The sequence below is a fragment of the Blastococcus brunescens genome (assembly GCF_035320885.1).
GTDB classification, from domain to species: domain Bacteria; phylum Actinomycetota; class Actinomycetes; order Mycobacteriales; family Geodermatophilaceae; genus Blastococcus_B; species Blastococcus_B brunescens.
This window is the reverse complement of the sequence record NZ_CP141261.1, coordinates 575,816-600,514: the sequence shown is the minus strand read 5'-3', so window position 1 is coordinate 600,514 and position 24,699 is coordinate 575,816. Positions and strand designations below refer to the sequence as shown.

Annotated in this window: 26 protein-coding genes and 9 pseudogenes; 16 read left to right on the top strand and 19 right to left on the bottom strand. The window is 74.6% G+C overall.

Annotation, left to right across the window (positions count from 1 at the left end; translation table 11 throughout):
- Window positions 1–18 precede the first annotated feature (18 nt).
- Window positions 19–489, top strand: coding sequence for a GAF domain-containing protein (locus U6N30_RS04250; RefSeq protein WP_324276268.1), 471 nt, complete (start codon window positions 19–21; stop codon window positions 487–489).
- A 94-nt stretch (window positions 490–583) separates the two neighbouring features.
- Here the strand turns inward: U6N30_RS04250 and U6N30_RS04245 are convergent.
- From U6N30_RS04245 to U6N30_RS04235, 3 genes and pseudogenes are all read right to left on the bottom strand, one after another.
- Window positions 584–1,270, bottom strand: a pseudogene (locus U6N30_RS04245) (LamB/YcsF family protein); the annotation flags it as partial.
- A 58-nt stretch (window positions 1,271–1,328) separates the two neighbouring features.
- Window positions 1,329–1,556 (bottom strand): hypothetical protein, encoded by a 228-nt coding sequence (locus U6N30_RS04240; protein ID WP_324276267.1) that lies wholly within the window; start codon window positions 1,554–1,556, stop codon window positions 1,329–1,331.
- Window positions 1,544–2,515: an alcohol dehydrogenase catalytic domain-containing protein gene (locus U6N30_RS04235; protein WP_324276266.1), complete on the bottom strand. Its 972-nt coding sequence runs from the start codon at window positions 2,513–2,515 to the stop codon at window positions 1,544–1,546. Before U6N30_RS04235 ends, U6N30_RS04240 begins: the two co-directional genes overlap by 13 nt.
- A 136-nt stretch (window positions 2,516–2,651) precedes the next feature.
- On the opposite strand from U6N30_RS04235, the gene U6N30_RS04230 reads away from it, so the two are divergent.
- From U6N30_RS04230 to U6N30_RS04200, 7 genes are all read left to right on the top strand, one after another.
- Window positions 2,652–3,209 (top strand): spore photoproduct lyase family protein, encoded by a 558-nt coding sequence (locus tag U6N30_RS04230; protein WP_324276265.1) that lies wholly within the window; start codon window positions 2,652–2,654, stop codon window positions 3,207–3,209.
- Window positions 3,182–3,718, top strand: a complete 537-nt coding sequence (locus tag U6N30_RS04225; protein ID WP_324276264.1) for a spore photoproduct lyase family protein — start codon at window positions 3,182–3,184, stop codon at window positions 3,716–3,718. Before U6N30_RS04230 ends, U6N30_RS04225 begins: the two co-directional genes overlap by 28 nt.
- 219 nt (window positions 3,719–3,937) lie before the next feature.
- Window positions 3,938–4,339, top strand: coding sequence for a PAS domain S-box protein (locus U6N30_RS04220; RefSeq protein ID WP_324276263.1), 402 nt, complete (start codon window positions 3,938–3,940; stop codon window positions 4,337–4,339).
- Between the two features lie 169 nt (window positions 4,340–4,508).
- On the top strand, window positions 4,509–5,018 hold the full coding sequence (locus tag U6N30_RS04215) for a GAF domain-containing protein (protein WP_324276262.1): 510 nt from the start codon (window positions 4,509–4,511) through the stop codon (window positions 5,016–5,018).
- Complete coding sequence (locus tag U6N30_RS04210; RefSeq protein ID WP_324276261.1) at window positions 4,985–5,593, top strand: PP2C family protein-serine/threonine phosphatase; 609 nt, start codon at window positions 4,985–4,987, stop codon at window positions 5,591–5,593. Before U6N30_RS04215 ends, U6N30_RS04210 begins: the two co-directional genes overlap by 34 nt.
- A gap of 38 nt (window positions 5,594–5,631) precedes the next feature.
- On the top strand, window positions 5,632–6,534 hold the full coding sequence (locus tag U6N30_RS04205) for a phytoene desaturase family protein (protein ID WP_324276260.1): 903 nt from the start codon (window positions 5,632–5,634) through the stop codon (window positions 6,532–6,534).
- 156 nt (window positions 6,535–6,690) lie between these two features.
- Window positions 6,691–7,086 (top strand): phytoene desaturase family protein, encoded by a 396-nt coding sequence (locus U6N30_RS04200; protein WP_324276259.1) that lies wholly within the window; start codon window positions 6,691–6,693, stop codon window positions 7,084–7,086.
- 57 nt (window positions 7,087–7,143) lie between these two features.
- On the opposite strand, the gene U6N30_RS04195 is transcribed toward U6N30_RS04200, so the two are convergent.
- Window positions 7,144–7,353 (bottom strand): hypothetical protein, encoded by a 210-nt coding sequence (locus tag U6N30_RS04195; RefSeq protein ID WP_324276258.1) that lies wholly within the window; start codon window positions 7,351–7,353, stop codon window positions 7,144–7,146.
- A 190-nt stretch (window positions 7,354–7,543) separates the two neighbouring features.
- Window positions 7,544–7,663 (bottom strand): annotated as a pseudogene (locus U6N30_RS04190) (methyltransferase domain-containing protein); the annotation flags it as partial.
- A gap of 616 nt (window positions 7,664–8,279) precedes the next feature.
- On the opposite strand from U6N30_RS04190, the gene U6N30_RS04185 reads away from it, so the two are divergent.
- Complete coding sequence (locus U6N30_RS04185) at window positions 8,280–8,792, top strand: DinB family protein (protein WP_324276257.1); 513 nt, start codon at window positions 8,280–8,282, stop codon at window positions 8,790–8,792.
- A gap of 32 nt (window positions 8,793–8,824) precedes the next feature.
- Here U6N30_RS04185 and U6N30_RS04180 read toward each other — a convergent pair.
- The 8 genes and pseudogenes from U6N30_RS04180 to dapE form a co-directional block, all read right to left on the bottom strand.
- Window positions 8,825–10,149, bottom strand: a pseudogene (locus U6N30_RS04180) (leucyl aminopeptidase family protein).
- A gap of 280 nt (window positions 10,150–10,429) precedes the next feature.
- Window positions 10,430–10,587, bottom strand: a pseudogene (locus tag U6N30_RS04175) (DUF3117 domain-containing protein).
- 135 nt (window positions 10,588–10,722) lie between these two features.
- Window positions 10,723–11,283 carry a DNA-3-methyladenine glycosylase I gene (locus tag U6N30_RS04170; RefSeq protein WP_324276256.1) on the bottom strand — a complete coding sequence of 187 codons (561 nt, stop codon included), beginning with the start codon at window positions 11,281–11,283 and terminating at the stop codon, window positions 10,723–10,725.
- A gap of 39 nt (window positions 11,284–11,322) precedes the next feature.
- Window positions 11,323–12,228, bottom strand: a complete 906-nt coding sequence (locus tag U6N30_RS04165; RefSeq protein ID WP_324276255.1) for a DMT family transporter — start codon at window positions 12,226–12,228, stop codon at window positions 11,323–11,325.
- Between the two features lie 64 nt (window positions 12,229–12,292).
- Window positions 12,293–12,538: a hypothetical protein gene (locus U6N30_RS04160; protein WP_324276254.1), complete on the bottom strand. Its 246-nt coding sequence runs from the start codon at window positions 12,536–12,538 to the stop codon at window positions 12,293–12,295.
- Between the two features lie 197 nt (window positions 12,539–12,735).
- Window positions 12,736–13,119: a DivIVA domain-containing protein gene (locus U6N30_RS04155; protein WP_324276253.1), complete on the bottom strand. Its 384-nt coding sequence runs from the start codon at window positions 13,117–13,119 to the stop codon at window positions 12,736–12,738.
- Window positions 13,120–13,261: 142 nt separating this feature from the next.
- Window positions 13,262–13,783: pseudogene (locus U6N30_RS04150) on the bottom strand (LOG family protein); the annotation flags it as partial.
- A gap of 187 nt (window positions 13,784–13,970) precedes the next feature.
- Complete coding sequence (dapE, locus tag U6N30_RS04145; RefSeq protein ID WP_324276252.1) at window positions 13,971–15,089, bottom strand: succinyl-diaminopimelate desuccinylase; 1,119 nt, start codon at window positions 15,087–15,089, stop codon at window positions 13,971–13,973.
- A gap of 195 nt (window positions 15,090–15,284) precedes the next feature.
- Here dapE and dapD point away from each other — a divergent pair, with 195 nt between their 5' ends.
- The gene (gene dapD / locus U6N30_RS04140; protein ID WP_324276251.1) at window positions 15,285–16,265 is read left to right on the top strand and encodes a 2,3,4,5-tetrahydropyridine-2,6-dicarboxylate N-succinyltransferase; all 981 of its coding nucleotides are present in this window, start codon (window positions 15,285–15,287) and stop codon (window positions 16,263–16,265) included.
- 54 nt (window positions 16,266–16,319) lie between these two features.
- Here dapD and U6N30_RS04135 read toward each other — a convergent pair whose 3' ends face one another.
- Window positions 16,320–17,423, bottom strand: a complete 1,104-nt coding sequence (locus tag U6N30_RS04135; protein ID WP_324276250.1) for an alpha/beta hydrolase — start codon at window positions 17,421–17,423, stop codon at window positions 16,320–16,322.
- A 328-nt stretch (window positions 17,424–17,751) separates the two neighbouring features.
- On the opposite strand from U6N30_RS04135, the gene U6N30_RS04130 reads away from it, so the two are divergent.
- Both U6N30_RS04130 and U6N30_RS04125 read left to right on the top strand, forming a co-directional pair.
- Window positions 17,752–18,249, top strand: coding sequence for a hypothetical protein (locus U6N30_RS04130; RefSeq protein ID WP_324276249.1), 498 nt, complete (start codon window positions 17,752–17,754; stop codon window positions 18,247–18,249).
- Window positions 18,250–18,491: 242 nt separating this feature from the next.
- On the top strand, window positions 18,492–18,848 hold the full coding sequence (locus U6N30_RS04125) for a GGDEF domain-containing protein (RefSeq protein WP_324276248.1): 357 nt from the start codon (window positions 18,492–18,494) through the stop codon (window positions 18,846–18,848).
- An 11-nt stretch (window positions 18,849–18,859) separates the two neighbouring features.
- Here U6N30_RS04125 and U6N30_RS04120 read toward each other — a convergent pair whose 3' ends face one another.
- From U6N30_RS04120 to fdxA, 3 genes and pseudogenes are all read right to left on the bottom strand, one after another.
- A complete protein-coding gene (locus tag U6N30_RS04120) occupies window positions 18,860–19,303 on the bottom strand; it encodes an aminotransferase class I/II-fold pyridoxal phosphate-dependent enzyme (protein WP_324278158.1) in 444 nt (147 codons plus the stop codon).
- A 122-nt stretch (window positions 19,304–19,425) separates the two neighbouring features.
- Window positions 19,426–19,890 (bottom strand): annotated as a pseudogene (locus tag U6N30_RS04115) (aminotransferase class I/II-fold pyridoxal phosphate-dependent enzyme); the annotation flags it as partial.
- 108 nt (window positions 19,891–19,998) lie between these two features.
- On the bottom strand, window positions 19,999–20,325 hold the full coding sequence (gene fdxA / locus U6N30_RS04110) for a ferredoxin (protein ID WP_324276247.1): 327 nt from the start codon (window positions 20,323–20,325) through the stop codon (window positions 19,999–20,001).
- Window positions 20,326–20,396: 71 nt separating this feature from the next.
- Between fdxA and U6N30_RS33225 the strand changes: the two are divergent.
- The 4 genes and pseudogenes from U6N30_RS33225 to U6N30_RS33220 form a co-directional block, all read left to right on the top strand.
- Window positions 20,397–20,858: pseudogene (locus tag U6N30_RS33225) on the top strand (hypothetical protein); the annotation flags it as partial.
- Window positions 20,859–20,970: 112 nt separating this feature from the next.
- Entirely contained in the window at window positions 20,971–21,570 is a 600-nt protein-coding gene (locus U6N30_RS04100; RefSeq protein WP_324276245.1) for a GAF domain-containing protein, read from the top strand.
- Window positions 21,546–22,505: pseudogene (locus tag U6N30_RS04095) on the top strand (diguanylate cyclase domain-containing protein); the annotation flags it as partial. The gene U6N30_RS04100 and the pseudogene U6N30_RS04095, both read left to right, overlap by 25 nt.
- A 128-nt stretch (window positions 22,506–22,633) precedes the next feature.
- Window positions 22,634–23,221 (top strand): annotated as a pseudogene (locus tag U6N30_RS33220) (EAL domain-containing protein); the annotation flags it as partial.
- Window positions 23,222–23,357: 136 nt separating this feature from the next.
- On the opposite strand, the gene U6N30_RS04090 reads toward U6N30_RS33220, so the two are convergent.
- Together U6N30_RS04090 and mshB are read right to left on the bottom strand one after the other, a co-directional pair.
- Entirely contained in the window at window positions 23,358–23,495 is a 138-nt protein-coding gene (locus U6N30_RS04090; RefSeq protein WP_324276243.1) for a hypothetical protein, read from the bottom strand.
- Window positions 23,492–24,682, bottom strand: coding sequence for an N-acetyl-1-D-myo-inositol-2-amino-2-deoxy-alpha-D-glucopyranoside deacetylase (mshB, locus tag U6N30_RS04085; protein ID WP_324276242.1), 1,191 nt, complete (start codon window positions 24,680–24,682; stop codon window positions 23,492–23,494). Before mshB ends, U6N30_RS04090 begins: the two co-directional genes overlap by 4 nt.
- Window positions 24,683–24,699: the final 17 nt, after the last annotated feature.

Sequence of the window (24,699 nt, the reverse complement as noted above, 5' to 3'; positions counted from 1 at the left end):
CAGGAGACCAGGCAACCGGTGTTCGCCGTCGAGGACGACCTCCGGCGGCGCTGGCCGGTGTTCACCGACCTGCTGCTCGGCTCCACCCCGTTCCGCGCCGTGGTCGCCCTGCCGCTGCAGCCGGCGCTGGCCGGGGCGGGGGCCATCGACCTGTACTTCCGGAGGTCCGGCGACGTCCCCGACCTCGACGTGTTCGAGGCCCTGGCGGTGGGCGAGCTGGTGACCTCCGCCCTGGGCGATGCCGCCGTCTGGTCGTCCTGGTCCCCTGCCGAGGGACCGGACTGGATGCACGGGCCGACGCCTCGGCGCCGGGCCGCGGTGTGGGAGGCCCTGGGCAAGGTGAGCGTCGAGCTCGAGGTCGGCACCCCCGCCGCCCTCGACCTGATGCGGGGCTCGGCGTACGGCCGGGGCGCGACGCTCGAGGACCTGGCCGCCGGCTTGCTGAGCGGCGCCGTCCGCGCCGTCGACCTCGCCGCCGGCAACCGCTGACGGCCAGCGGCTCAGCGGGCGAACGGGCGGACCGCGACCCCGCCTCGGCCAGCGCCGCGCGCACGCCGCGGGCGAGCCGCACGGCACCGGGGGTGTCCCCGTGCAGGCAGACCGACTCCACCGGGACGAGCAGGGTCGTCCCGTCGACGGCGTCGACGACGCCCTCGGTGGCCATCCGCACCGCACGGGCGGCGACGGCCGCCGGGTCCTCCACCAGCGCGCCCGGCGCGCGACGCGGCACGAGCCGGCCGTCGGCGGTGTAGCCGCGGTCGGCGAACCCCTCGGTCACCGGCCGCATGCCGGCGGCCTCGGCCGCGCGGAGCAGCGCCGAGCCGGGCAGGCCCATCAGCGGCAGCCTGCGGTCGAAGGCGAGCACCGCGTCCACGACCGCCTGTGCCTGCGCCTCGTGCGTGACCGCCGCGTTGTAGAGGGCCCCGTGCGGCTTGACGTAGGAGACCCGGGTGCCGACGGTGCGCGCGATCCCGTCGAGAGCGGCGAGCTGGTAGAGCACGTCGTCGGCCAGCTCGCCGGGGTCGGCGTCGATGAACCGCCGACCGAACCCGGCGAGGTCGCGGTAGGAGACCTGCGCGCCGACCGCGACCCCAGCCGCCGCGGCCCGCGCGCAGACACGGCGCATCGTCGACGGGTCACCGGCGTGGAAACCGCAGGCGACGTTCGCGCTGGAGACCAGCTCGAGCAGCGCGTCGTCGTCCCCGAGCCGCCAGACCCCGAAGCCCTCGCCCAGGTCGGCGTTCAGATCGATGCCGCGCGCGTCGCCCACGGGCGCATCCTCGCACCGGGGACGCCGGCACCCCACCTCCGGCGGGGCGCCGGGCGGCTCAGAGCTCCGGCTTGAGCTGCACCTTCACGACGCCGTCCTCCTTCTCCTGGAACTTCCGGTACATCTCCGGCGCCTCGGACAGCGGCACCCGGTGGGTGGCGAACGTGTCCACGCCGAGCGGGTCGTCGTCGGTGAGCAGCGGCATGATCTGGGGGATCCAGCGCTTGATGTTGCACTGGCCCATGCGGAGCTGGATCTGCTTGTCGAACATCGTCATGAGCGGCATGGGGTCGGCTGCGCCCCGTAGACGCCCGACAGCGAGATCGTGCCGCCGCGCCGCACCATGTCGATGGCGGAGTACAGCGCGTTGAGCCGGTCGACACCGGCGTGCTCCATGATCGGTGCGGAGATCGCCTTGGGCAGCAGTCCGGCCGCCTTCTGGATGAAGGACGTCGCCGGCGACCCGTGCGCCTCCATGCCGACGGCGTCCAGCACCGAGTCCGGGCCGCGGCCGTCGGTCATGTCCCGGAGGGCGTCGCCGAGGTCCTTCTCGTGCTCCCGCAGGTCCACGACCTCCACGCCCTGCAGCCGCGCGCGGTGCAGTCGTTCCGGGACCAGGTCCACGCCGATGACCCGGTAGCCCTTGTGCTTGGCGATGCGGCAGGCGAAGTCACCGATCGGGCCGAGGCCGAGGACGACGAGCGTCCCGCCCTCGGGCACGTTCGCGTACTCCACGCCCTGCCAGGCGGTCGGCAGGATGTCGGAGAGGTAGGCGAACCGGTCGTCCGCCGGCCCCTCCGGCAACGGGATGTGGGTGAACTGGGCCTGCGGCACGCGCAGGTACTCCGCCTGTCCGCCGGCGACCTGACCGTAGAGCTTGGAGAAGCCGAACAGCGCGGCACCGGTGCCGTGCTCGCGCACCTGCGTGGTCTCGCACTGGGTGTAGAGCTGCTGGTCGCACATCCAGCAGTGCCCGCAGGAGATCTGGAAGGGGATGGCGACCCGGTCGCCGACCTTCAGGTCTCCCACCTCGGACCCGACCTCGACGACCTGGCCCATGTTCTCGTGGCCGAGGATGTCGCCCACGCCCATGAACGGCGCCAGCGGCTCGTAGAGGTGCAGGTCGGACCCGCAGATGTTGCTCGTCGTCACCCGGATGACCGCGTCGGTGGGCTCCTGCACGAACGGGTCGGGCACCTCCTCGACGCGCACGTCGCGCTGTCCGTGCCAGGTCACTGCCTTCACGGGTTCTCCCGTCGTCGTGCGCGTCCGGGGCCGGACGGCGCTCCGGCTCGGGTGCCCGGTCCGCGACGTGCGCAACCGCACGTCCGACGCGCGGGAGGACCGGAATGCCGCCCTCCACCCCGGCGCTGGGACCAGCGTGACGGCCGGTGATGCGCTCACCCTCTTCGACGACCCGAAGCCGGCGCCCGAGGTGCCGGTCGACGACCGGATGCTCCGGGTGCGGCACATCTACACCGAACCCGCCGCGGCAGCCTCGGCCCGCGGACGCCAGGTGATCGCCCGGTTCCCCGGCGCCGAGGTGCCCTCGCACTGGCAGATCCCCGACCTGCACGGCAACGCCGGCAACGTCGACCGCTGGGTCCGCGTGAAGACCGAGACGCTGGTGCTCGGGGTCAAGAAGTCGCTCTCGGCCCGCCTTAACAAGCGCTCCGCCAACTGGATCGCGCCCTCCACCGCCAACGGCTGCGCGATGGCGTGCGCCTACTGCTATGTGCCGCGCCGCAAGCGCTACGCGAACCCGATCACCGTCTTCACGAACATCGAGCAGATCACCGGGTACCTGCGCCGGCACGTGGCCCGTCAGGGCGAGAAGCCGGCCCCGACCAGTGCGATCCGGTCAGCTGGGTGTACGACATCGGCGAGAACAGCGACTGCTCGGTCGACGCCATGGTCAGCGACAACGTGGCCGACCTGATCGCCACGTTCCGGCAGCTGCCGACCGCGAAGGCCTCGTTCGCCACGAAGTACGTCAACCGGCACCTGCTCGACCTGGACCCGGCCGGCCGGACCCGCATCCGCTTCTCGGTGATGCCCGACCGCGACGCCCAGGCCCTCGACATCCGCACCAGCCGGGTCGCCGAGCGCATCGCCGCGGTCGACGACTTCGTCGAGGCCGGCTACGAGGTGCACCTGAACCTCTCCCCCGTCGTCCTCCGGGACGGGTGGGCCGAGGACTGGACGACGCTGCTGCGGCAGCTCGACGACACCCTCTCGCCGGCGGCCAAGCGGCAGGCGGCCGCCGAGGTGATCCTGCTGACCCACAACCGCGACCTGCACGAGGTCAACCTCGGCTGGCACCCGCGGGGCGAGGAGCTGCTCTGGCGACCGGACCTCCAGCAGCCGAAGCGGAGCGGCAACGGGCAGGACAACGTCCGCTACCGCGACGACGTCAAGCGGGCGGGGTCCTCCGGCTGCGGACGCTGATCGCCGCGCACGCACCCTGGCTCGACGTCCGGTACGCCTTCTGACGGCCGACCCGGGCGGCTGCTCATGCGCGGACGTCGACGTGTCGATGTGTCGACATGGCGACTGGTTTACGATCTGCTGTCGGCACGTAACGCACTGTGTGACAGAGTCCCCGCTGCGGCCGTCACGGGGATGGCCGCGTTGTGGTGTGCGAGGAGACGATCGTTGAGCTGGTCCATGACGAACGCCTCCTCACGCGCCCTGCTCGCGGCGTTGCCCGACACCGTCGTGGTCGCCGACGCGGAGGGCCGCATCGCCTACGTCAACGCGGCGGTGTCGGCGCTGCTCGGCTATCGGCCGACCGACCTGCTGGGCCGCTCCCTCACGGTCCTGATGCCCGAGCGCTTCCGGAACTCGCACGGCGCCGGATTCCGCCGGTTCCGGCTCACGGGTGAGGGCGAGCTGGTGGGTGCGACGACACAGGTGCCCGCACTGCACGCCGGCGGTCAGGAGATCGCGATCGACCTGACCCTGGCGCGACTCGAGCCCACGGCCGGGACCTCCCCGACGACGCCCTGGTCGTGGCCGTCCTGCGGGACGCCAGCACCACGATCCTGCTCGAGCGGCAGCTGCAGGTGAGCCGGTACCTGCAGGCGACGCTGCGCGTCACCGCGGCGCTCACGGAAGCGCGGGACTCCGGCGTGGCGTTCGAGCGACTCCTGCCCAGCCTCTGCGCGGAACTGGACTGGGACGCCGCCACGCTCTGGCAACCAGAGCTAGCAAGCGGCCGGCTGGTCCATACCGGTACGTGGGCGTCGCCCGGCGCTCCCGTGCCGGCGCTGGTGGCCGAGTCGGCCGGCCGCTCGTTCGCCCGGGGGACGGACTCCCCGGTCTGGCCTGGCAGGCGGGAGAGCCGGTGGTCGTCGCCGACCTCTGGCACGATTCCCGCTTCCTGCGCCCCGAGGCGGCCCGGGCCGACTCCCTCCGCACGGGTGTGGCCTTCCCGGTCATGCGTGGCCACACCCTGCTCGCCGTCTGCGAACTGTTCTCCCGCGACCAGCGGGACGTGCCGACCGAACTGCTCGACGTCCTGGGCAACGCCGGTCGCCAGATCGGCCAGTTCCTCGGCCGGCTGCGCGCGGAGTCCGAGGTCAGGGAGCTCGCGAACACCCTGCAACGGAGCCTGCTGCCCTCCCACCTGCCCGCCGTCCCGGGCGTGGACCTGGCCGCCCGCTACCGGCCCGGGGGCGGTTCGGCGCTCGTGGGGGTGACACCTACGACGTCATGCCCCTGCCGGACGGCCGGTGGATGGTGCTGATCGCCGACGTCTGCGGCACCGGGGCGGAAGCGGCCGCCGTCACCGCCCTGACCCGGCACACCGCGCGCGCGGCGGCCGCCGCCGGCAGCCCCGCCGAGATCCTCCGCGCCGTCAACGCCGCCCTGCTGCAGCAGCAGGAGACCGAGGCCGGCCCGCTGCGCTTCGTCACGGCCTGCTGCCTCGTCGTCGAGCCGGGCCGGCACGGACTCCAGCTACGGGCCGCCGTCGCCGGCCATCCGCTCCCGTTGCTGCGCTCTCCGGACGGATCGGTGGCCGAGGTCGGTGTTCCCGGCCGGGCACTGGGCATCGCCGCCGACGTGGACTTCGCCGAGGCGGTCGTCGACCTCCCGCCAGGGAGCACGCTCGTGCTCTACACCGACGGCGTCACCGAGGCCCGGGACGACGCGGGGATCCAGTTCGGCGAGGACGGCCTGGCGGAGGTGCTCGCCGGGCTCCGGTCGGGCGACGCCGAGACCGTGGTCGCCACCGTCACGACGGCCGTGGAGGCGCAGCTGACCGGTTCCCGGCACGAGGCCGACGACCTCGCCGTCCTGGCCCTCGCCGTTCCCGCCTGAGCCGACGTCCCCGGATCCCGCCCGGCTACCGTGGCGGAGTGGCTCGGGTGGCGGTCGTCGGCGCGGGCCTCGGCGGCCTGGCCGCCGCCGCACGGCTGGCCGCGACCGGTCACTCGGTCACGGTGCTCGAGCAGGCGGCCCGCGTCGGCGGGAAGCTCGGCGCGTTCGAGCGGGACGGCCACGTGTTCGACACCGGCCCCAGCCTGGTCACGATGCCGCAGGTCTACCGCGACCTGTTCGCCGCGACCGGCGCGCCCCTGGAGGACGCCGTCGACCTCGTCCGCCTGGACCCGGCGGTCGCCTACCGGTTCGCCGACGGCACCCGGCTGGCCCTGCCCGGTTCCCCGGACGGCATCTCCCGGGCGCTCACCGGCGCCCTCGGCCCCGGTGCGGGGGCGCAGTGGGCGGCACTGATGGACCGGGCCGCGCGCATGTGGCGGGTCAGCGAGGAACCGTTCCTGCGCCGGCCGCTCGAGGGCGCCGCCACCCTCGCCCGCCTCGCCCGCAACCCGGCCGACGTCGCGACCATCGCTCCCTGGCAGACGCTGCGCGGTCTCGGGAAGACACGGCTGGACGACCCGCGCCTGCGCATGCTGCTGGACCGCTACGCCACCTATTCCGGCTCCGACCCCGGCAGGCTCCCGCAGTGCTGGCCACCGTGCCGTACGCCGAGCAGGCGTTCGGGTCCTGGTACGTCCGCGGCGGGCTGCACCGGCTGGCGCTGGCGGTGGCCGAGCGGGCCACCGGCAGCGGCGCCGTGCTGCGGACCGGGAGCACCGTCCGCCGGGTGCTCGTCGAGGGCGGCCGCGCCGCCGGTGTGGAGCTGGCCGGCGGCGAGCGGCTGCGCGCCGACGTCGTCGTGTCCGGCGTGGACGCGACGGCGCTCTACGCCGACCTGCTGCCCGCCGATCCGCGCACCCGCCGGAGCCGCCGCGACCTGACCCGGGCCACGCCCTCGCTCTCGGGAGTGGTGCTGCTGCTCGCCCTGCGGGGCGCACGCCGGGGTTGGCCCACCACACCGTGCTGTTCCCCTACGACTACGACGCGGAGTTCGACGCCGTCTTCGGCACCGGTCGCTTCCGGGGCGCCCTCGCCCGGTGGCCGACCCGACCGTCTACGTGAGCGCGCCGGACGACCCGGAGCTGCGCCCGGACGAGGACAGCGAGTCGTGGTTCGTGCTGGTGAACGCGCCGCGGCACGACCCCGTCGACGGCGTCGACTGGGACGAACCGGGCCTGGCGGCCCGCTACGCGGACGAGGTCCTCGCGGTGCTCGCGCGGCGCGGGCTCGACGTCCGCGACCGGGTGCGCTGGTGCGAGGTACGGACGCCGGCCGACCTGGCCCGCGACACCGGCAGCGTCGGCGGATCCATCTACGGCTCCTCCAGCAACGGCGCCCGGGCGGCGTTCCTGCGCCCGGCCAACGCCTCGCCCGTCCCCGGTCTGTTCCTGGTCGGCGGCTCCGCCCATCCGGGCGGCGGCCTGCCCTCGTGACGCTGTCCGCGCAGATCGTCGCGGACCTCGTCGGACCTGCGTGACCGGGCCGCCGGGTCAGCCGGGCAGGGACGCGGTGACGGTGACGACCGGCATCCCCGCGGCGAGCGGCCGCGCCGGCCCGGCCAGGAATCCCGCCGCGGCCAGCTGCCCCGCCAGGGCGTCCGCGTCGGAGAGCTCCATCTGCCCCTCCTGAGCCTGGAGGAGCAGGTCGAAGTGCCGGCTGAAGAACTGCGGTGCCGCGACGGTGGTCACCACGACGAGCACGCCGCCGGGGGCGAGGAGGTCCGCGATCCCCGGAGGAATCCGACCCTCTCGGCCATGGGCAGGTAGTAGAGGACGTTGGCGAGCAGGGCCAGGTCGAACGGTTCGGCGAAGGCGCCCGAGGGTGGCCCGCAGCCTTCCGCACGTCGGCGTGCAGCACCGCGGCACGCCCGTCCAGCCCACGTCCGGCCAGCGTGCGACCCGCGAGCTCCACGGCGTCCGGGTCGACGTCGATGCCGACGCCGTGCGCCTGCGGAGCGGCCTCCAGCATGGCCGCGAGCTCCAGCGCGGCTCCGCAGCCGACGTCCAGCACCCGTCGCGGGGCGTGCTCGGTGACCGTGCGGCGCAGCACCCCGAGGACCAGGGGCTCGAACCCACCGGACAGCCGCGCGATCAGCTCGCCGCTCTCCGAGATGTCCCGGCGCCGCGGCCCCCGGAGAGCAGCGCCCCGAGGTCCCGGTACAGGCCGGTGTGGAAGCCGGGAAGCCCTCGTAGGAGGCGCGGACGAGCGGATCGTCGATCGCCGCCCGGCCCCGCCCGGTGAGCCGCCAGGGCCCCTCGCCGCCCGCACCGCGGACGAGCCCGACCGAGGCGACGACCCGCAGGAAGGTGCCGAGCAGCTTCTCGTCGGTCATGCCGGTCGACCGCGCCAGCTCGGCGGTGGTCGCGCTCCCGGCGGCCAGCGCGTCGAGCACACCCGTGCCGATGGCGGCGCCCGCGACGTTCAGCCGGATGGCGGCGGTGCCGTCCCGCGTGGCCCGGAGCCGCGCCCGCGGGTGCCCGGTGCGCAGGACCTTCCAGAGCGCGGGTGCCTCGATGAACCGGGCCACGTCAACCTCCTCCGACCGCCGGACCGCCACTCTCGCGAGGAGCGGTCCCGCGCGCCAGGCTCCCCGCGCGGTGTCGGTGGTCGGTGCCAGGCTGACCCGGTGCGCACCGACCCGCCGGACTCCGGCTCCGAACGCGACCTGCTCTGCGCCGTCCTGGACTTCCAGCGCGAGACGGTCCTGCTCAAGGCCGCGGGCCTGACCGCCGAGCAGCTGGCCCGGACCATCCCGTCGTCCTCGCTCACGCTGGCCGGGCTGCTCAACCACCTGGCGCTGGTCGAGAACTCCTGGTTCCGCGAGCGCTTCGCCGGGCTCCCGGAGGACGCGCCATGGGCCGGGATCGACTGGGACGCCGACCCCGACCACGAGTTCCGTACGGCGCTCGACCTCGGGCCCGACGAGCTGCGTGCGCGGTACACCGAGGCGTGCGCGCGCAGCCGGGCGGTCGTGGCCGCGACGGCGAGCCTGGACGTGCTCTCCGTCGCGACGTCGTCCCGGACGGGGAACCGCTGGGACCTGCGCTGGGTGCTGCTGCACATGATCGAGGAGACCGCCCGGCACGCCGGGCACGCCGACCTGCTGCGCGAGGCCGTCGACGGGACCACCGGGGAATGACTAGGCGGGGGCGACCGGACGGCCGCCCCGCGTCAGTCGCGGACCGTCCCGTCCTGGTCGACCGGCGCCCCAGCCTCGAGCCAGCGCAGGAGGGTGCGCGCGCCGAAGCCGGTGCCGCCCTTGACCACCTCCGCGTCGTCGGAGCCGGCCCGCGCCGGGCCCGCCACGTCGAGGTGCGCCCAGGGCAGGTCGCCGGCGAAGGGCCGGAGGAACAGGGCGGCGGTGGTGCCGCCCGGTCCCCCGGGAGCGTTGTTCGCGTCGGCCACCTCGCTGTCGAGCAGGTCCGCGTGGTCCTCGAGCAACGGCATCCGCCACGAGGGCTCGCCGGCCTGCGCGCCCGCCGTCAGCAGGGCGTCGGCGAGACCGTCGGTGGTGGCGAACAGGCCGGCCGTCCGCGTCCCGAGGGCGACCTTCATCGCGCCGGTCAGCGTCGCGACGTCGACCAGCACCGTCGCACCCAGCTCCAGGCGCGCGTGCGCCAGTCCGTCGGCGAGCACCATGCGGCCCTCGGCGTCGGTGTTGAGCACCTCCGTCGTCCGCCCGCCGACGTGCCGGACGACGTCGGCCGGGCGGTAGGAGGAACCGGAGACGGCGTTCTCGGCCGCGGGGACCACCGCGGTCACCGCCACCGGCAGCTCGAGGCGGGCCGCGGCCTCGATGACGGCGAGGACGGCCGCGCCGCCGGCCATGTCGGTCTTCATCTCCCGCATGCCCGCGGTGGGCTTGATGGAGAGACCGCCGGTGTCGAAGGTGATGCCCTTGCCGACCAGCACGGGGTGCGCGGAGCCTGCGGTCGGGGGCGGTAAGCGGCCACGACCACGCGAGGCGGGGACGCCGATCCCCCGCCGACGGCCAGGACGCCGCCGAACCCGCCCGCCCGCAGCTCCTCCGGCCCGAGGACGGTCACCGTGACGTGCGGCAGGGCCCCGAGCCGGTCGACGGCCTGGTCGGCCAGCCAGGCCGGGTCCTTCACGTTGCTCGGGGTGTTGACGAGGTCCCGCGCCCAGGCGACCGCCTCCGCGGAGATCCGGCCGGCGTCCCCTGCGGCGGACACGGCCGGGTCGTCGGCGTCGGCGGCGACCACCGTGACCGCCGCCAGCCGCGGCGGGTGCGGCCGGGAGAGCTCCCGGAACCGGTAGCCGGAGAGCAGGGCGGCCTCCACCGCGGCCCGCACCTCGGCCGCACCGGCCGGGGCGACGGTGCTGTCGAGGGGCAGCACGAGGCGCCGCGCACCGTGCTCGGCGAGCGTCTGCGCGCGGCGGACGGCAGTGGCGACGTAGCTGCGCAGGTCGGGGAGCGTTCCCTCGCCGACGCCCACGGCGACGACGCTGCGCGGTCGCCGCCCGGCGACCGGCACGTTCGTCACCGACCCGGCCGCGCCCTTGTTGCCGGTGTCGGCCAGCGCGCCGGTGAGCAGTTCCGGGCTCACCGGCGGCGCGGTCGCCGAGGCGTCCAGCCACGCCGGCAGGGCGCCGCCGGCGCCGACCGGAACGGCCAGGACGTCGTCGGGCCCCAGCACCGGGACGTCGGACACGACGTCGACCCGCGGCAACGGCGCGGCCCCGGTCGCCGGCGTGCTGCCGGCGGCCGGGGCCGTGTCGTTCGCGGGGCTGCCCGGGGCAGGCTCGCGTCGGTGTTCAGCTGGTCGCGCCCTTCAGTGCCTCCGACAGCGCCGCCGCCTCGTCGGGCGACAGCTCGACGACCAGGCGACCGCCCCCTCGAGCGGTACGCGCATGACCAGGCCGCGCCCCTCCTTGGTCACTTCGAGGGGACCTTCACCCGTGCGCGGCTTCATGGCCGCCATGCGTGCCTCCTTCGTGAGCCCACCACTCCTGCCGGGGCAGAAGCGGTGCGGCGTCCGTCGCTGCTGTGCGCTCTGCGCCAATGATCCCGTATGGACGGCTTCCGTCCAACATGAGGTCCCCGCAGGTCACTCCGACGCGTTCGCCCGGAAGCAGTCGGCGACGTGGTCGTCGACCATCCCGGTGGCCTGCATGAGCGCGTAGGCGGTCGTCGGGCCGACGAAGACGAAGCCGCGCCGCTTGAGCTCCTTGGCCATCGCCACCGACTCCGCGCTCGTGGCCGGCACATCGGCGAGCGTGGCCGGGCGGGCCCGCGGGCCGGCCGGCGCGAAGGACCACAGCAGCTCGGACAGACCCTCCGGCAGCGCCTGCGCCGCGCGGGCGTTGCGCACCGCGGCGGAGATCTTCGCCCGGTTGCGGACGATCGAGGCGTCGGCCATCAACCGCGCCTCGTCGTCGTCGGTGAGCTCCGCGACCGAGGCGATGGCGAACCCGGCGAACGCGGCGCGGAAGGCCGGCCGCTTGCGCAGGATGGTGATCCAGGAGAGCCCCGACTGGAACGCCTCGAGGCAGAGCCGTTCGAAGAGTGCGTCGTCCCCGTGGAGGGGCATCCCCCACTCCTCGTCGTGATAGGTGACGTACTCCGGCGTGCTGGTCGCCCACGCGCAGCGGGACCGCTCGGCATCCACGTCGCGGACGCTAACGGTCGGGTCCGACAGCCGGCCGGATCAGGGGACCGCCGAGTCCACGTCGGCCAGCTCCGACGGTCGGGTGCGCACGGGCGTGCGCCGGGTGGCCAGCGCGCAGCCGGCCAGCACCAGCGGCAGGCCGACGGCGATCCCGAGCGTGAACGGCTCGCCCAGCAGCCACACCCCCAGGAGGACGGCGACGGCGGGGTTGACGAACGTGATCACCAGGGCGCGCTGCGGGCCCACCTCCCGGATGAGCGCGAAAAACAACGCCAGCGCCACCGCCGTGCAGACCACGCCCAGGGCCGCGAGCGACACCGCCGCCTCGCCGGACGCGTCCACGACCTGGCCCGCTCTCGGCAGCGCGAAGGGGGCGTAGACGACGGCGGTGACGAAGAGCGCGATCGAGCTCGCCGCCACCCCCGGGACCTCGGGCAGCTTGCGGCTGACGACCAGCGGCGCGGTCGCGTAGCCGACCACGACGAGCGCCACGGCGAGGATCGGCAACAGCTGCGCACCGTCGACGTCGAGACCGAGCAGCGCCACGATGCCGACCACCCCGAGGCACATGCCGGCGATGCGGACGGGTGTGAACCGCTCCTCCTCCCCGGCCAGGCGGCCCGCGAGGGCGGCGACGAACGGTACGGCGGCCACCAGGAGCCCGGTGAGCGAGCTGGACAGCGTCTGCTCCGCGTAGGACAGCAGCAGCCACGGCCCGGTCATCTCCAGGACGGTGAAGGCCAGCAGGGGCTTCCAGTGCCGCAGCGCCGGCCGGAGCTGGCCCTTCGCGATGGTCCAGGGCAGCAGCAGCGCGGCGCCCACGACGCAGCGGGCGAACACGACCACGACCGGCGAGACCTCGTCGACGGCCACCTTGATCAGCAGGTACGGGATGCCCCAGATGACCGACATGGCCAGGAACAGCGCCCATCCGCGCCGGCTCACGACCGCGGCCTCTCCGTCGTCACCGGAGCATCCTGACGCACGGGCCCGTGCGCCCGGCGACGGGTCAGCCGCGGGCGGCGACCGCGGCGAAGCGGGCGAGCGACCGGCGGATGCCGGCGCGGGCGAACGGCCCCACCAGGAACCAGCCGAGCACGCCCAGGTACCCGTAGGGCAGGTACAGCCGCTCGGTCCAGACGAGCGTCGAGTGCTCTCCGCGCGGCTCGATCACGAAGATGCCCGGACCGCGGATCAGCCGGCCGGTGTGCTGCACCTCGACCAGGCGCGGCGGCTCCCACTTCGTGATGATCATGGTGTCGAGAACACCGACGTGCCGCCCCCGGGCAGCGGCAGCCCCGTGCGTGCGGCCAGCCGGCCGTGCAACCGCTGGGCCGGACCGTCGACGGTGCGGACATCGGTGGCGAGCATCCACTCCCCTGGCGCTCCCAGTCGGTCAGCACCTCCCAGACCCGCTCGGGCGGGGCGTCCACGTCGATGCGCTCGACCAGCTCAGGCACGCGGGTCCTCCTCGTCGTCGGCGGTTCCGGCGTCGTCCGGCGCCGTTCCCTGCTGCTGCTTCGGCGCGGTCACCGGCGCCGGATGCACCCGCGCGCGGAGGGCGGCGATCTCGGCGTCGCGCTCCTCGAGCGCCAGCGCGAACTGGTCGAGCAGCCAGTCCACCTCGGCCATCCGGTAGCCGCGCGCCACGACCGACAGCTGGAGCGCGCGCACGTCGTCCGCGGTGACCGGTCGGTCGCCGGGCAGCGCCACGGGCGAACGGTCGGTATCGGCCGGCGGCTGCGTCTCCCCGCGGCCGAGCAGCAGGGAGGCGCCGAGGAAGAGCAGCGCGCCGACGACGAGGACCCCGACGACGAAGGCGACGAACGAGAGCATCAGGCCTCGAGCGGGCCCTGCTCGGCCGCGACGTGCTGCATCCCCCGCCGCCGTCGCCGCTGCGCCGCGCCTGGTCCGCCGCCTGGATGACCGACATGACCTCGCCGATGTCGTCGGTGACGGTGATCAGGTCCAGATCGGCGGCGTTGATGGTGCCGGTCGCGGCCAGCGTCGTGCGGATCCACTGGAGCAGGCCCGACCAGTACTCGGTGCCGAACAGGATGACCGGGAAGCGGGTGACCTTCCGGGTCTGCACCAGGGTGAGGGCCTCGAACAGCTCGTCGAGCGTGCCGAAGCCGCCCGGCAGGATCACGAACGCCTGCGCGTACTTCACGAACATCGTCTTGCGCACGAAGAAGTAGCGGAAGGCGATGCCGACGTCGACCCACTCGTTGAGGTCCTGCTCGAAGGGCAGCTCGATACCCAGGCCGACGGAGAGGCCACCGGCCTCGCAGGCCCCGCGGTTGGCCGCCTCCATCGCACCCGGTCCGCCGCCGGTGATGACCGCGTAGCCGGCCTGCGCCAGGGCGGCGCCGATGGCGACGCCCGCGGCGTAGTGCGGGTGGTCCCGCGGAGTCCGGGCGCTGCCGAAGACGCTGACCGCCCTCGGCAGCTCCGCGAGCAGCCCGAAGCCCTCGACGAACTCGGACTGGATGCGGAGCACCCGCCACGGATCGGTGTGGACCCAGTCGCTGGGCCCGCGCCGGTCGAGCAGCCGCTGGTCGGTGGTCGAGCCCTCGTTCTGCGCCGGCTCGCCCCGCGCAGCACCACCGGGCCGCGGTGCCGGGTGGGGCGGGGGCGGCGGCCGTCGGTCGGCTGGGCGCCGGACGCAGGCGGGTTCGGCGGGGTCGTCATGCGGTGCTCCCGGACAGGTAGGCGGTCAGTGCGTCTTCGGCGGGGCGGAGCCGGTCGACGAGGACGTGCTCGTCCCGGGTGTGCGCCAGCTGCGGGTCGCCGGGGCCGTAGTTCAGCGCGGGGATGCCGAAGGCGGCGAACCGGGCGACGTCGGTCCAGCCGAGCTTGGCCCGGGCCGGCCGGCCGACGGCGGCGAGGAACGCCGCGGCGGCCGGCTCGGACAGCCCCGGCATGGCGCCACCGGCGTTGTCGGTGACGGTGAGCGTGGCGCCGGCCGCGATGGCGTCGGCGAAGACCTCGCGCACGTGGGCCTCGGCGGCGTCCTCGTCGCGGTCGGGCGCGTAGCGGAAGTTGACGGTGAGCGAGGCCTCGTCCGGGATCACGTTGCCGGCGACGCCGCCCGTGATGCCCACGGCGTTGAGCCCCTCCCGGTAGGTGAGCCCGTCGATCTCCACCTCGCGCGCCTGGTAGGCGGCCAGCGTCTCGAGCGCCCCCGCCAGTCCGTGCACGGCGTTGACGCCCAGCCAGCTGCGGGCGCTGTGGGCGCGGCGGCCCGTGGTCTCCAGCCGCGCCCGCAGGGTGCCCTGGCAGCCGCCTTCGACCTCGCCGTCCGTGGGCTCGAGCAGGATCGCGAGGTCGCCGTACAGCCAGCCCCGGCGCTCCCGGGCCACCCGGCCGAGGCCGTTCTTGACGGCCTCGACCTCCTCGTTGTCGTAGAACACGAACGTCAGGTCGTGCGCGGGCTCCCCGCCCGGGCCGCCGAACCGGCCGGCGAGCCGGAGCATGACCGCGTCGCCGGCCTTCATGTCACTGGTGCCACATCCGTACAGCCGCTGCACCCCGTCGACCTCGCGCAGGTCGGAGGGCAGGTTGTCGGCGATCGGCACCGTGTCGAGGTGGCCGGCGAGAACCACCCGGGTCGGCCGGTCGAGGTTCGTGCGGGCCAGCACGCTGTTGCCGATCCGCTCCACCTCGAGCCCTCCGAGGCCGCGCAGGGCCGCCTCGACCGCGTCGGCCAGCGGCTCCTCCGCGCCGGACACCGACGGCGCGTCCACCAGGGCGCGGGTGAGGGTGAGGACGTCGGCGGACAGGTCGAACTGCGGGAGGTCCGTCACGACCGCCGAGCCTAGGGTAAGGACCCTCCTGCCCCCGCCCTCGCTCGCTCGCGGCGGCCCTGCAGGAGGGCCGCTCCAGCACGTCGCCCCGCTCGGGCGAGCCTCCGGACGAGGCCGCTGCCGTCCGGGACTCGCTGGCGCACGCCCCGGGTCCCTGCAGCCAGGCCGCCCATGGGGCTGGGTAGCGTCGCAGCCGTGACCGCCTCTTCGTCGTCCGCCGTAGCCGCCGGCCTGGCCACCATCACCGCCTCCGGGACGGTGCTGGACACCTGGTACCCCGAGCCCCGCCTCGGCGCTCCCGAGGGCGCGCACGCCGGCACCGCCCGGCTCGGCGCCCTGGAGCTCTCCGGCGAGCTCGGCCCCGACTACGGCGGCCTGGTGCGCCGGGACGAGGCGCGCGGGGTGGAGATCATCGCCGTCCGCACGGTGATCCCCGACCTGTCGCAGCCCCCGGTCGACACGCACGACGTGTGGCTGCGGCTGCACCTGCTCTCCTCCCGGCTGATCCGGCCGCACGGCGCCGACATGACCGGCGTCTTCGGACTGCTCACCAACGTGGCCTGGACCAGCGCCGGACCGGTCGAGGCGGCCGGGTTCAACGCCCACCGGCTGCGTGCCGCGGTCGGGCACGTGACCGTGTTCGGCGTCGACAAGTTCCCGCGGATGGTCGACTACGTCATCCCCTCCGGGGTCCGCATCGCCGACGGCGACCGCGTGCGCCTGGGCGCGCACCTCGCCGAGGGCACCACGGTCATGCACGAGGGCTTCGTCAACTTCAACGCCGGCACGCTCGGCCCGTCGATGGTCGAGGGGCGGATCAGCGCCGGCGTCGTCGTCGGGCCGGACAGCGACATCGGCGGCAGCGCCTCGATCATGGGCACCCTGTCCGGTGGGGGTACCGAGACCATCTCCATCGGCAGCGGCTGCCTCCTGGGCGCCAACTCCGGCATCGGCATCTCCCTCGGCGACGGGTGCGTCGTGGAGGCCGGCTGCTACGTGACCGGGGGCTCGCGCGTCACGCTGCCCGACGGCTCGGTGGTCAAGGCCCGGGAGCTGTCCGGCCGCAACGGCCTGCTGTTCCGTCGCCACAGCGTCACCGGCGCGCTGGAGGCGCTCCCCGCGACGGGAACTGGGGGCGCTGAACGCCGAGCTACACGCGAACTGACGTGGGCATAGGTACCTATACCTGCACTTTCCAGCCCGAGACGCAGGTATAGGTACCTATGCCCCTCAGCGGAGGTTGGCCGGGACCTCTGCGGGGACGTCGAGGTGCTCCAGCAGCGCGACGGCGAACTGCTGCGGGCGTTCGACGTGCGGCGAATGGCCCACATCGGGGAGGACGACCTCGCGGTAGGCGCCGCCGGTGGCGGCGTAGCGGTCGAGCACCGCGCGGGTCTGGGCGACCATCGGCTGGGGCGGGAAGGCCTCCGCGCCCGGCCAGCCCGGCACCGCCCCCACCGAGCCGAGGAACGCCAGGTCGAACGCCGAGGCGTCGGAGACGATCTGGTCGAGGTCCCCGCGGACCCACAGCACCGGTGGCTTGGCCGGAAGGTCGACGATCCCGGACACGTCGAAGACCGTCGGTGCCATCGTGTTCAGCACGCCCCGCGCGCCGGGGGCGACACCGGGCCAGGCGTCAGAGCCGGCGGGCTTCCCCGGGTAGTGGTCGACCCCGGTGCGCGTGCTCAGCATCGACGCCACGAAGACGTCCTCCGACGCCGGGTCCAGCGGCAGGGAACCGGGCGCGACGTAGAAGGCCCGCAGGATCGACCGCGGGCTGGTCGGCGCGTCCGCCGTCGTGTCGCCGGCCGTCAGTGCGGCCACGAACTCGGGGTTGGCGGCGCCCGCGCCCGATCCGGTCCCGTCCGCGTGGACGCGCGCCCCGTCCGTACCCGCTGTCCCGCCGAACCCGTACGGCGAGATGGGCGCGACCAGCGCCACCGACGCGACCCGCTCGGGCGCGTCGAGCAGGTACTGCAGGACGACGCCGGCACCCATGCTCCAGCCCACGAGGTGGACCCGGTCCAGCTGCAACGTCGCGATCAGCGCGGCGAGGTCGTCGGCCCAGTCGCGGACGCCGCGGGTGGCATCGACCGGCAACGGGTCGGTGTCCCCGTAGCCGCGCAGGTCGACGGCGAGGGGCGGTGCCGCCCGATCTGCGCGACGTCGAGCAGCGCCTGCTGCCAGAAGAGGGCCGAGCTCACGTTGCCGTGCACGAACAGCACGACCTCCCCGCCCCGGCCGGGTCGACGCCGTCGGGGTGCAGCACCGACTGGATGAGCCGGGGGTCGGCACGCGGGTCGAAGCGATGCCGGGCAGCAGGACGTCGGCCATGGGAGTCCTCGGGGACGGAGACGGGGAGCCCACGCTAGCGACGTCGGCAAGCAGCGAGCACGGTCCTCGCCCCGCCGACGTGACGTCGGGCACCGCGGTACCGGCGCGTTCCCCGCCTACAGTCGGAGTCGATGTCCAGCGCCCCTCCTCGCCCCGTGCTCGTCCGGGCGGGGCACCCTGCGGCGCGGCCCGGTACTGCGGGAGCCCGGCGCACCAGCGCGGGCCGCCGCCCGCGACCGACAAAGAACCGACGGGGCGGCCTGCGCCGAGGAAGCGTTCCCGCCGTTCCCTCCGCACGGCCGCCGGACGGTGGTGGCCCGCACTGCTCGTGGCGGCTGCGATCCTGGTCGGCGTGGCCTGGGATCACGGCAACGGCGCGGCACCCTCGTCGGATGCCTGCGTCCTGCCGGGTTCAGGGGTGGCCGTGACGCCCGAGCAGATCGGCAACGCGCGGATCATCGCGCAGGTCGCGCGCGACCGCGGACTGCCCGACCGCGCCGTCGTCATCGCCCTGGCCACCGCCCAGCAGGAGTCCACCCTGCGCAACCTCGACTACGGGGACCGCGACTCGCTCGGCCTCTTCCAGCAACGGCCCTCGCAGGGCTGGGGCACGGAGGCGCAGGTGCAGGACCCGGTCTACGCCGCCGGCAAGTTCTACGACTGGCTGGTGACGGTGCCGAACTGGGAGACCGGCCGGCTCACCGACGTCGCGCAGGCGGTGCAGCGGTCCGGCTACCCGGAGCTCTACCAGCAGCACGAGGCGATGGCCGTGGAGCTCACCGCCGCGCTCGGTCCGGACGGCAGCGGCAGTCCGGCCTGCGGGTAGTCGCCGGACCGCCGGGTACCGGTCCGACCGTCCCCCGGCGGAGGGAATTCGCTCAACGAGCCACCGCAGGGCGCCGACACCGTCTCCATGACGATCGCGCCGAACACCCCGACCCTCGCGGCCGTGCCCGCCGCCACCGACGCTGCGATCGCCGACGTGACGAGCCTGCTGCCGGCCCGCGAGGCCGTTCTCGACCGCCTCGCCGAGCAGCTGGCCACCCCGCGTCCGCGCCGGCCGCGCTCGTGGTCATCGGCCTGCTGCACCGGGACGACGGGTGGCCGACCGCACAGAGCACCCTCGCCGCCGTCACCACGCTGCTGGCCCGTTCGCTGCGCGGGGACGACTGGCTGGGCAAGTCCGGCCCCGGCGAGTTCGTCGTCCTGCTGTCCGGACCGGTCATGGCGGCCGAGACCGCCGCGGCCCGCCTCGTGGCCGCCGTTCCGGCCCTCGGCATCGACGGGGTCACCGCCTCCGCGGGCATCGCGGCCGTCACCGACGACGTCGACGCACCGGAGGTGCTCCGCCGGGCCCTGCTGAGCCTCACCGCGGCCCGCCGCGTGGGCGCCGCGACCGTGATCCGGTACCGCGAGCCGCGGTGAGCGGGTAGGGCTCAGGCTCGGAGCCGCTCCGCGGCGGCGGCGATCCGCTCGTCGGTGGCGGTCAGCGCCAGTCGCACGTGCCGGGCCCCCGCCGGGCCGTAGAAGCTGCCCGGGGCCGCGACGATGCCGAGTCCGGCGAGCCAGTCGATGGTCGCCCAGCAGTCCTCGTCACGGGTGGCCCACAGGTAGAGCCCGGCCTCGGAGTGGTCGATGCGCAGGCCGGCGCCGCGGACGGCCGAGGCGAGCGTCTCCCGCCGGGCGCGGTACCGCTCGCGCTGGGCGTCGACGTGCGCGTCGTCCTCGAGCGCGGCTGCCATCGCCGCCTGCACCGGTCCGGGGACCAGCAGCCCGAGATGCCTGCGGACCTCCCAGACCGCGCGGACCAGCGCCGGGTCACCGGACAGCAGGCCGGCGCGGTAGCCGGCCGCCGTCGACTGCTTGGACAGCGAGTGCACGGCGAGCAGACCCGTGTGGTCCTCCCCGCGATCGCCGGGTGCAGCAGCGACCGCGGCTCGACGTCCCAGCCGAGGGTCACGTAGCACTCGTCGGCGACGACCGGGACGCCGTGCGCCCGGCCCCAGGCCACCCACTCGCGCAGCCGGTCGTCGTCCAGGACGCGGCCGTGCGGATTGCCGGGCGAGTTCAGCCAGACCAGCACGACGGGCGGGTGGGAGGCCGACACGGCGTCCGGCGGCGGGACGTCGGTGCGCCGGACCGCGAGCCCCGCGAGGACCGCTCCGACCTCGTAGGTGGGGTAGGCGACCTCGGGGACGATCACCGTGCCGGAGCGCAGCCCCAGCAGGGTCGGCAGGAGGGCCACCAGCTCCTTCGAGCCGACCGTGGGCACCAGCGAGGGCTCCGGGCCCAGCGGATCGGCGACCACCACGCCGAGCCGTCGCCGCAGCCAGGCTGCCGCGGCCGTGCGCAGCGCCGTCGTGCCGAGGGCGGTCGGGTAGCCGGGCGCGTTACCCGCAGCGGCCAGCGCCTCCGTGAGGACGGCGGGGGTGTCGTCGACCGGGGTGCCGATCGACAGGTCGACCACCCCGTCGGGGTGCTGCGCCGCGCGGGCGCGCGCCCCGGTGAGCGCGTCCCAGGGAAGTCCGGCAGCGACGGCGCCGTCCCCCGGCGGAGTCCTCGGGCAACGGGGGCGTCAGTGACCTTCGCCCTGCGGCGGGAGCGCGGCCACCAGCGGGTGGTCCTTGTTGATCTTCCCGGTCTTGGCCGCGCCGCCGGGGCTGCCCAGGTCGGAGAAGAACTCCACGTTGGCGTTGTAGTAGTCCTTCCACTTGTCCGGGACGTCGTCCTCGTAGTAGATGGCCTCGACCGGGCAGACCGGCTCGCACGCACCGCAGTCGACGCACTCGTCGGGGTGGATGTAGAGCATCCGTTCGCCCTCGTAGATGCAGTCCACCGGACACTCGTCGATGCACGCCTTGTCGAGGACGTCGACGCAGGCCTCTGTGATGACGTAGGTCACGGTGGTTCCCTCCCGGGGGACGCGGAGCAGTGAGCCCGGGCCGGAGCCCGGGGCGATCATGCCCGCTCAGTATGACGCGCCTCCGGGGACCCGGGCGCGACGGGTGCCCGGCCGAAACCCCGGCCCCCTCGAAGGGGTGGGCCGGGAGCCTGGCTCAAGCACGGGCGCCAGCTGCCGATCTTGTTCCCGTGGCAGAAGCGTGGACGCCCCCAGGGACGACGCGGCGGTCCGTCCCGCCCGCGTCCCCGTACGACGCGCAGGCAGCCCTGGAGAGCCAGCTGGCCCGGCTGCGTGCCTCGGCCGGCGCGACCCGGGTCTCGGTCTGGGTGCACGAGGCGTCCACCGCCATGGCCGTCCCCTTCCGGGTGGCCACGGCCGACCCGGGCGAGCCCTCGGACGCCTCCGTGCGCACCGCCGTCTCCCTCAGCCGCTCCCCGTTCCTCGCCGCGATCATCCGCAGCCGCCGGTCCCTCGCCGCCCGGGCGGACGGGCACCGGGCCTCGGACAAGGAGCTGGCCGAGCGCGGCATCAGATCCGCCCACGGCGAGCCGCTGCTCGTCGACGGGGAGGTCGTCGGCGTCCTCACGGTCGAACCCGCCGCCGCGGCCGCCCCCACCTGCTCCGGCAGGTCACCCCAAGCTCGCCGTGGCCCTCTCCGAGGCGTGGACCCGGAGGTCGGAGAAGCGGCGCACGGCGCAGGCGGAGGTGCTGCTCGGGCTCATCGAGTCCGCAGCGACGGCCCAGTCGATGGACCACCTGCTCGGCTCGGCCTGCCGTCAGCTGGCCGAGCTCGGCGAGGTCGAACGGGCCTGCATCTTCCTGCTGGAGGACGGTCGGCTCGTGCCGCGCATGGCCGCCTACGCCGACGGGCGGCGCGATCTCGCCACCTGGGAGCAGTTCCGCAACGCGCCGGTCGGCCTCAACCTGGCCGAGACCGTGCTGCGCATCGGCGAGCCGATCACCGCCGACAAGGACTCGGGCCTGCTGTCGGGGTGGTGGGTCGACTCCTTCCACATCGCCTCCGGCCTGGCCGTGCCCATCGGCCGGCGGCCGGACCTGGCCGGCGTGCTCACCCTCGACAGCACCCGGGTGCGCCCTTCTCCGAGAACGTCCGCCGGCTGGCGGCCGCGGCCGGCGCGCACCTCGGCGGCGTCATCGAACAGGCCCGGACCAGCCAGGCGCGGGCGGCCTCCCTGGCGACCGCGCGGGTCGTACGGCAGATGTTGGTCGACGGGGCGGGAGTGACCGGCGTCTCCGAGGCCGCGGAGGTCCTCGCCCGCGCCGTCCAGTGCCTGGCCGGCACCGACCGCAGCGCCGCCTACCTCGTCGACGACCAGGGCCGGATCGGCGAGGTGCGCCACATCGACTGGCCCGATGCGCACAAGGAAGTGGTCCAGACGCGACTCGTCGGCCGCCCAGCCGCCGACGTCGCCCTGTGGCGGCTCACCGCGGAGCAGAAGCTGCCCGTCTTCGTCGAGGACGCCACGAGCAGCGACCTGCTCGATCCGCGGCTGGCGACGGCCCTCGACCTGGCCTCCTACGTCTCGGTGCCGCTCCTCTCCGGCGACCGGTTGCTCGGGCTGGTCGTCACCGGGTCGACGGGTGAGACCCGGGGATGGCCCTCCGCCGTCCGGGAGGCCGTCCGCCAGGTGACCCTGGAGGGCTCCCTCGTCGTCGAGAACGCCGGGCTGCGCGCCGTGGAGAAGCTGCGCCTCGAGCAGCTGGCGACCGAGGCCCACCACGATCCGCTGACCGGCCTGGCCAACCGCCGCCGGTTCGTCGAGCAGCTGGAGGCCACGGTCTACCGGGCCGACGACCCCGACTGCGCGGTGCTGATGATCGACCTCGACCGCTTCAAGGAGATCAACGACAGCTTCGGGCACAGCGTCGGCGACGACCTGCTGTGCCTCGTCGGCCCGCGCCTGGAGCGCGCGCTGCAACCGGGCGACCTGCTGGCGCGCATGGGTGGCGACGAGTTCGCCGTCCTGCTGCCCGACGCGGGCGCCACCCGGGCCGACGACGTCGCCGAGCGGCTCGGGGCCGCCCTGCGCGACGCCTTCGTGCTCGACGGCATGCCCCTGCACGTCGATGCCAGCATCGGCATCGCGCTGTGTCCGGACCACGGCCGGGACCGGTCCCTGCTCCTGGCCCGGGCCGACACCGCCATGTACGTCGCCAAGCGCGGGCGGCGCGGCTTCGAGACCTGGGCGCCCGACGGCACCCCGACTCCCGCGACCGGCTGGAGACCCTGGAGCAGCTGCGCAGCGCCTTGGACGGCGACGAGCTGGACGTGCACTACCAGCCCAAGATGGACCTCCGGACCGGCCGCGTCATCGGGGTCGAGGCGCTCGTGCGCTGGAACCACCCCGAGCGCGGGCTGCTCTACCCCGACGTGTTCCTGCCCCTCGCCGAGCAGGCGGGACTCATGCGGCGGCTGGCCCTGCGCGTGCTGGAGCGGTCGCTCCGCGACCTGCGGGCCTGGCGGGACGGCGGGCTCGACCTGTCCGTCGCCGTCAACCTGTCGGTGTCCAACCTCCAGGACGTCGCCCTGCCGGACCAGGTCGAGATGCTGCTCGACGCCTTCGACGTGCCGGCCGCCTCGCTCATCCTGGAGATCACCGAGGACGTCCTCATGGCCGATGCCGCGCGCAGCCAGCAGGTGATGGCCGGCCTCCGTTCCCTGGGGGTCCGGCTCTCGATCGACGACTACGGCACCGGCTACTCGTCCCTGTCCTACCTCCGCGCCCTGCCCGTGGACGAGCTGAAGCTCGACCGGAGCTTCGTCGCGGACCTGGCGTCGGACGAGCGGGCCGCCGCCATCGTGCGCAGCACCCTGCAGCTGAGCCTGGACCTGGGCATGAGCATGGTCGTCGAGGGCGTCGAGGACGCCCCCACCCTGGCCGCGCTGCGCGCCTGGGGCTGCGACTACGCACAGGGCTACCACATCGCCCGCCCGATGCCGGCCGCGCGGTTCCTCTCCTGGCTGGCCGAGCAGCCGGCGTTCCTCCCCGCGGCGGCCTCGCCCAGCCGTCCTAGCCCGCGGGGCTCCGTGCGGGATCGGGCGCCGCCGCGACGACCGGGCGGACGGGCGGCCGGCGCGGGCCGCCGAGGAGGCGGCCGACCGAGAACGCGGCCGCGACCACGCCGATCATCAGGAACGCCAGGTTCACCGTGCCTTGGGCGCCCCTCCCGTCATCACCAGGTCGCCTTCCGGCCGCCGGTTCATCGCGCCGATCGCCACCACCAGCCAGACGGCGGGCGGCAGCAACGCCACCAGGCGGCTGCCGGAGAGGTGCAGGGCCGCGGCGGGGAGCAGCAGGTTGCCCAGGACGGCGGCCGCGATGGACAGCGGCACCAGCAGGCCACCCACCCTCAGGGGCAGCCAGAACACCTCGACCAGGGCGAGCCACGCGGGGACGACGACGGCCGCCGCAGCCCAGCCGAGGCGCTCCACCACCGTGGTCATCCGGGGAGACCCGCGAACAGGTCGTCCTCCCAGCCCTCGGTACCGGGCCCGCCCGGTCCGCGCTCGCCCCGGACCAGCCGGTAGTACTCGACGCCCAGCACCTCGAGACCCAGGTTGTTGGACAGGGCGAAGAAGGGGCCGTCCACCAAGATCTGGGTCGGGTGGGACCGCATGGCCGCGTCCTTGCGGGCGGCGAAGGACCGGCCGTCGACGGCCGCCGTCACGAGGTCGTCCGGCACCCCGAAGGGGATGTCGTCGGCGCTGGTGACTCCTCGAAGAAGCCTCGTCCCCGAAGGCGGCCATCGCGTCGATGCCCTGCTGCAGGACCGAGCGGGGCACGCAGCACCAGTAGACCTTGGCCACCGCCCAGGCCTGCCCGAGATCGGGGCGGTACGCCGGATCGGCCGCGGCGGCGACCGCGCCCATCGCGACCCGGTGGGCCTGGATGTGGTCCGGGTGGCCGTAGCCGCCGTTCTCGTCGTAGGTCACCACCACCTGCGGCCGGGCCTCGCGCACCACCGCGACGGCATGGGCGACGGCCTCGTCCAGGTCGGCGTTCCAGAACGCGCGGGGATGGGTGTTGGCGGGCACGCCCATCATCCCGGAGTCGCGGTACCGGCCGGGGCCGCCGAGGAAGCGGATGTCAGTGACCCCGAGGGCGTCCATCGCGGCACGCAGCTCCCAGATCCGGTAGCCGCCCAGCTGATCGGCCTGGTCGGCGGCCAGCTGCGCGAGCTCCGGAACGAGGATCTCACCCTCCTCACCCAGCGTGCAGGTGAGCAGGGTGACCTGCGCTCCCTCGGCGACGTACCGGGCCATCGTGGCGCCGTTGTTGATGGTCTCGTCGTCGGGGTGGGCGTGGACGAGGAGCATCCGGCGGGAAGGAGTCACGTCCGCATTCTCCCTGC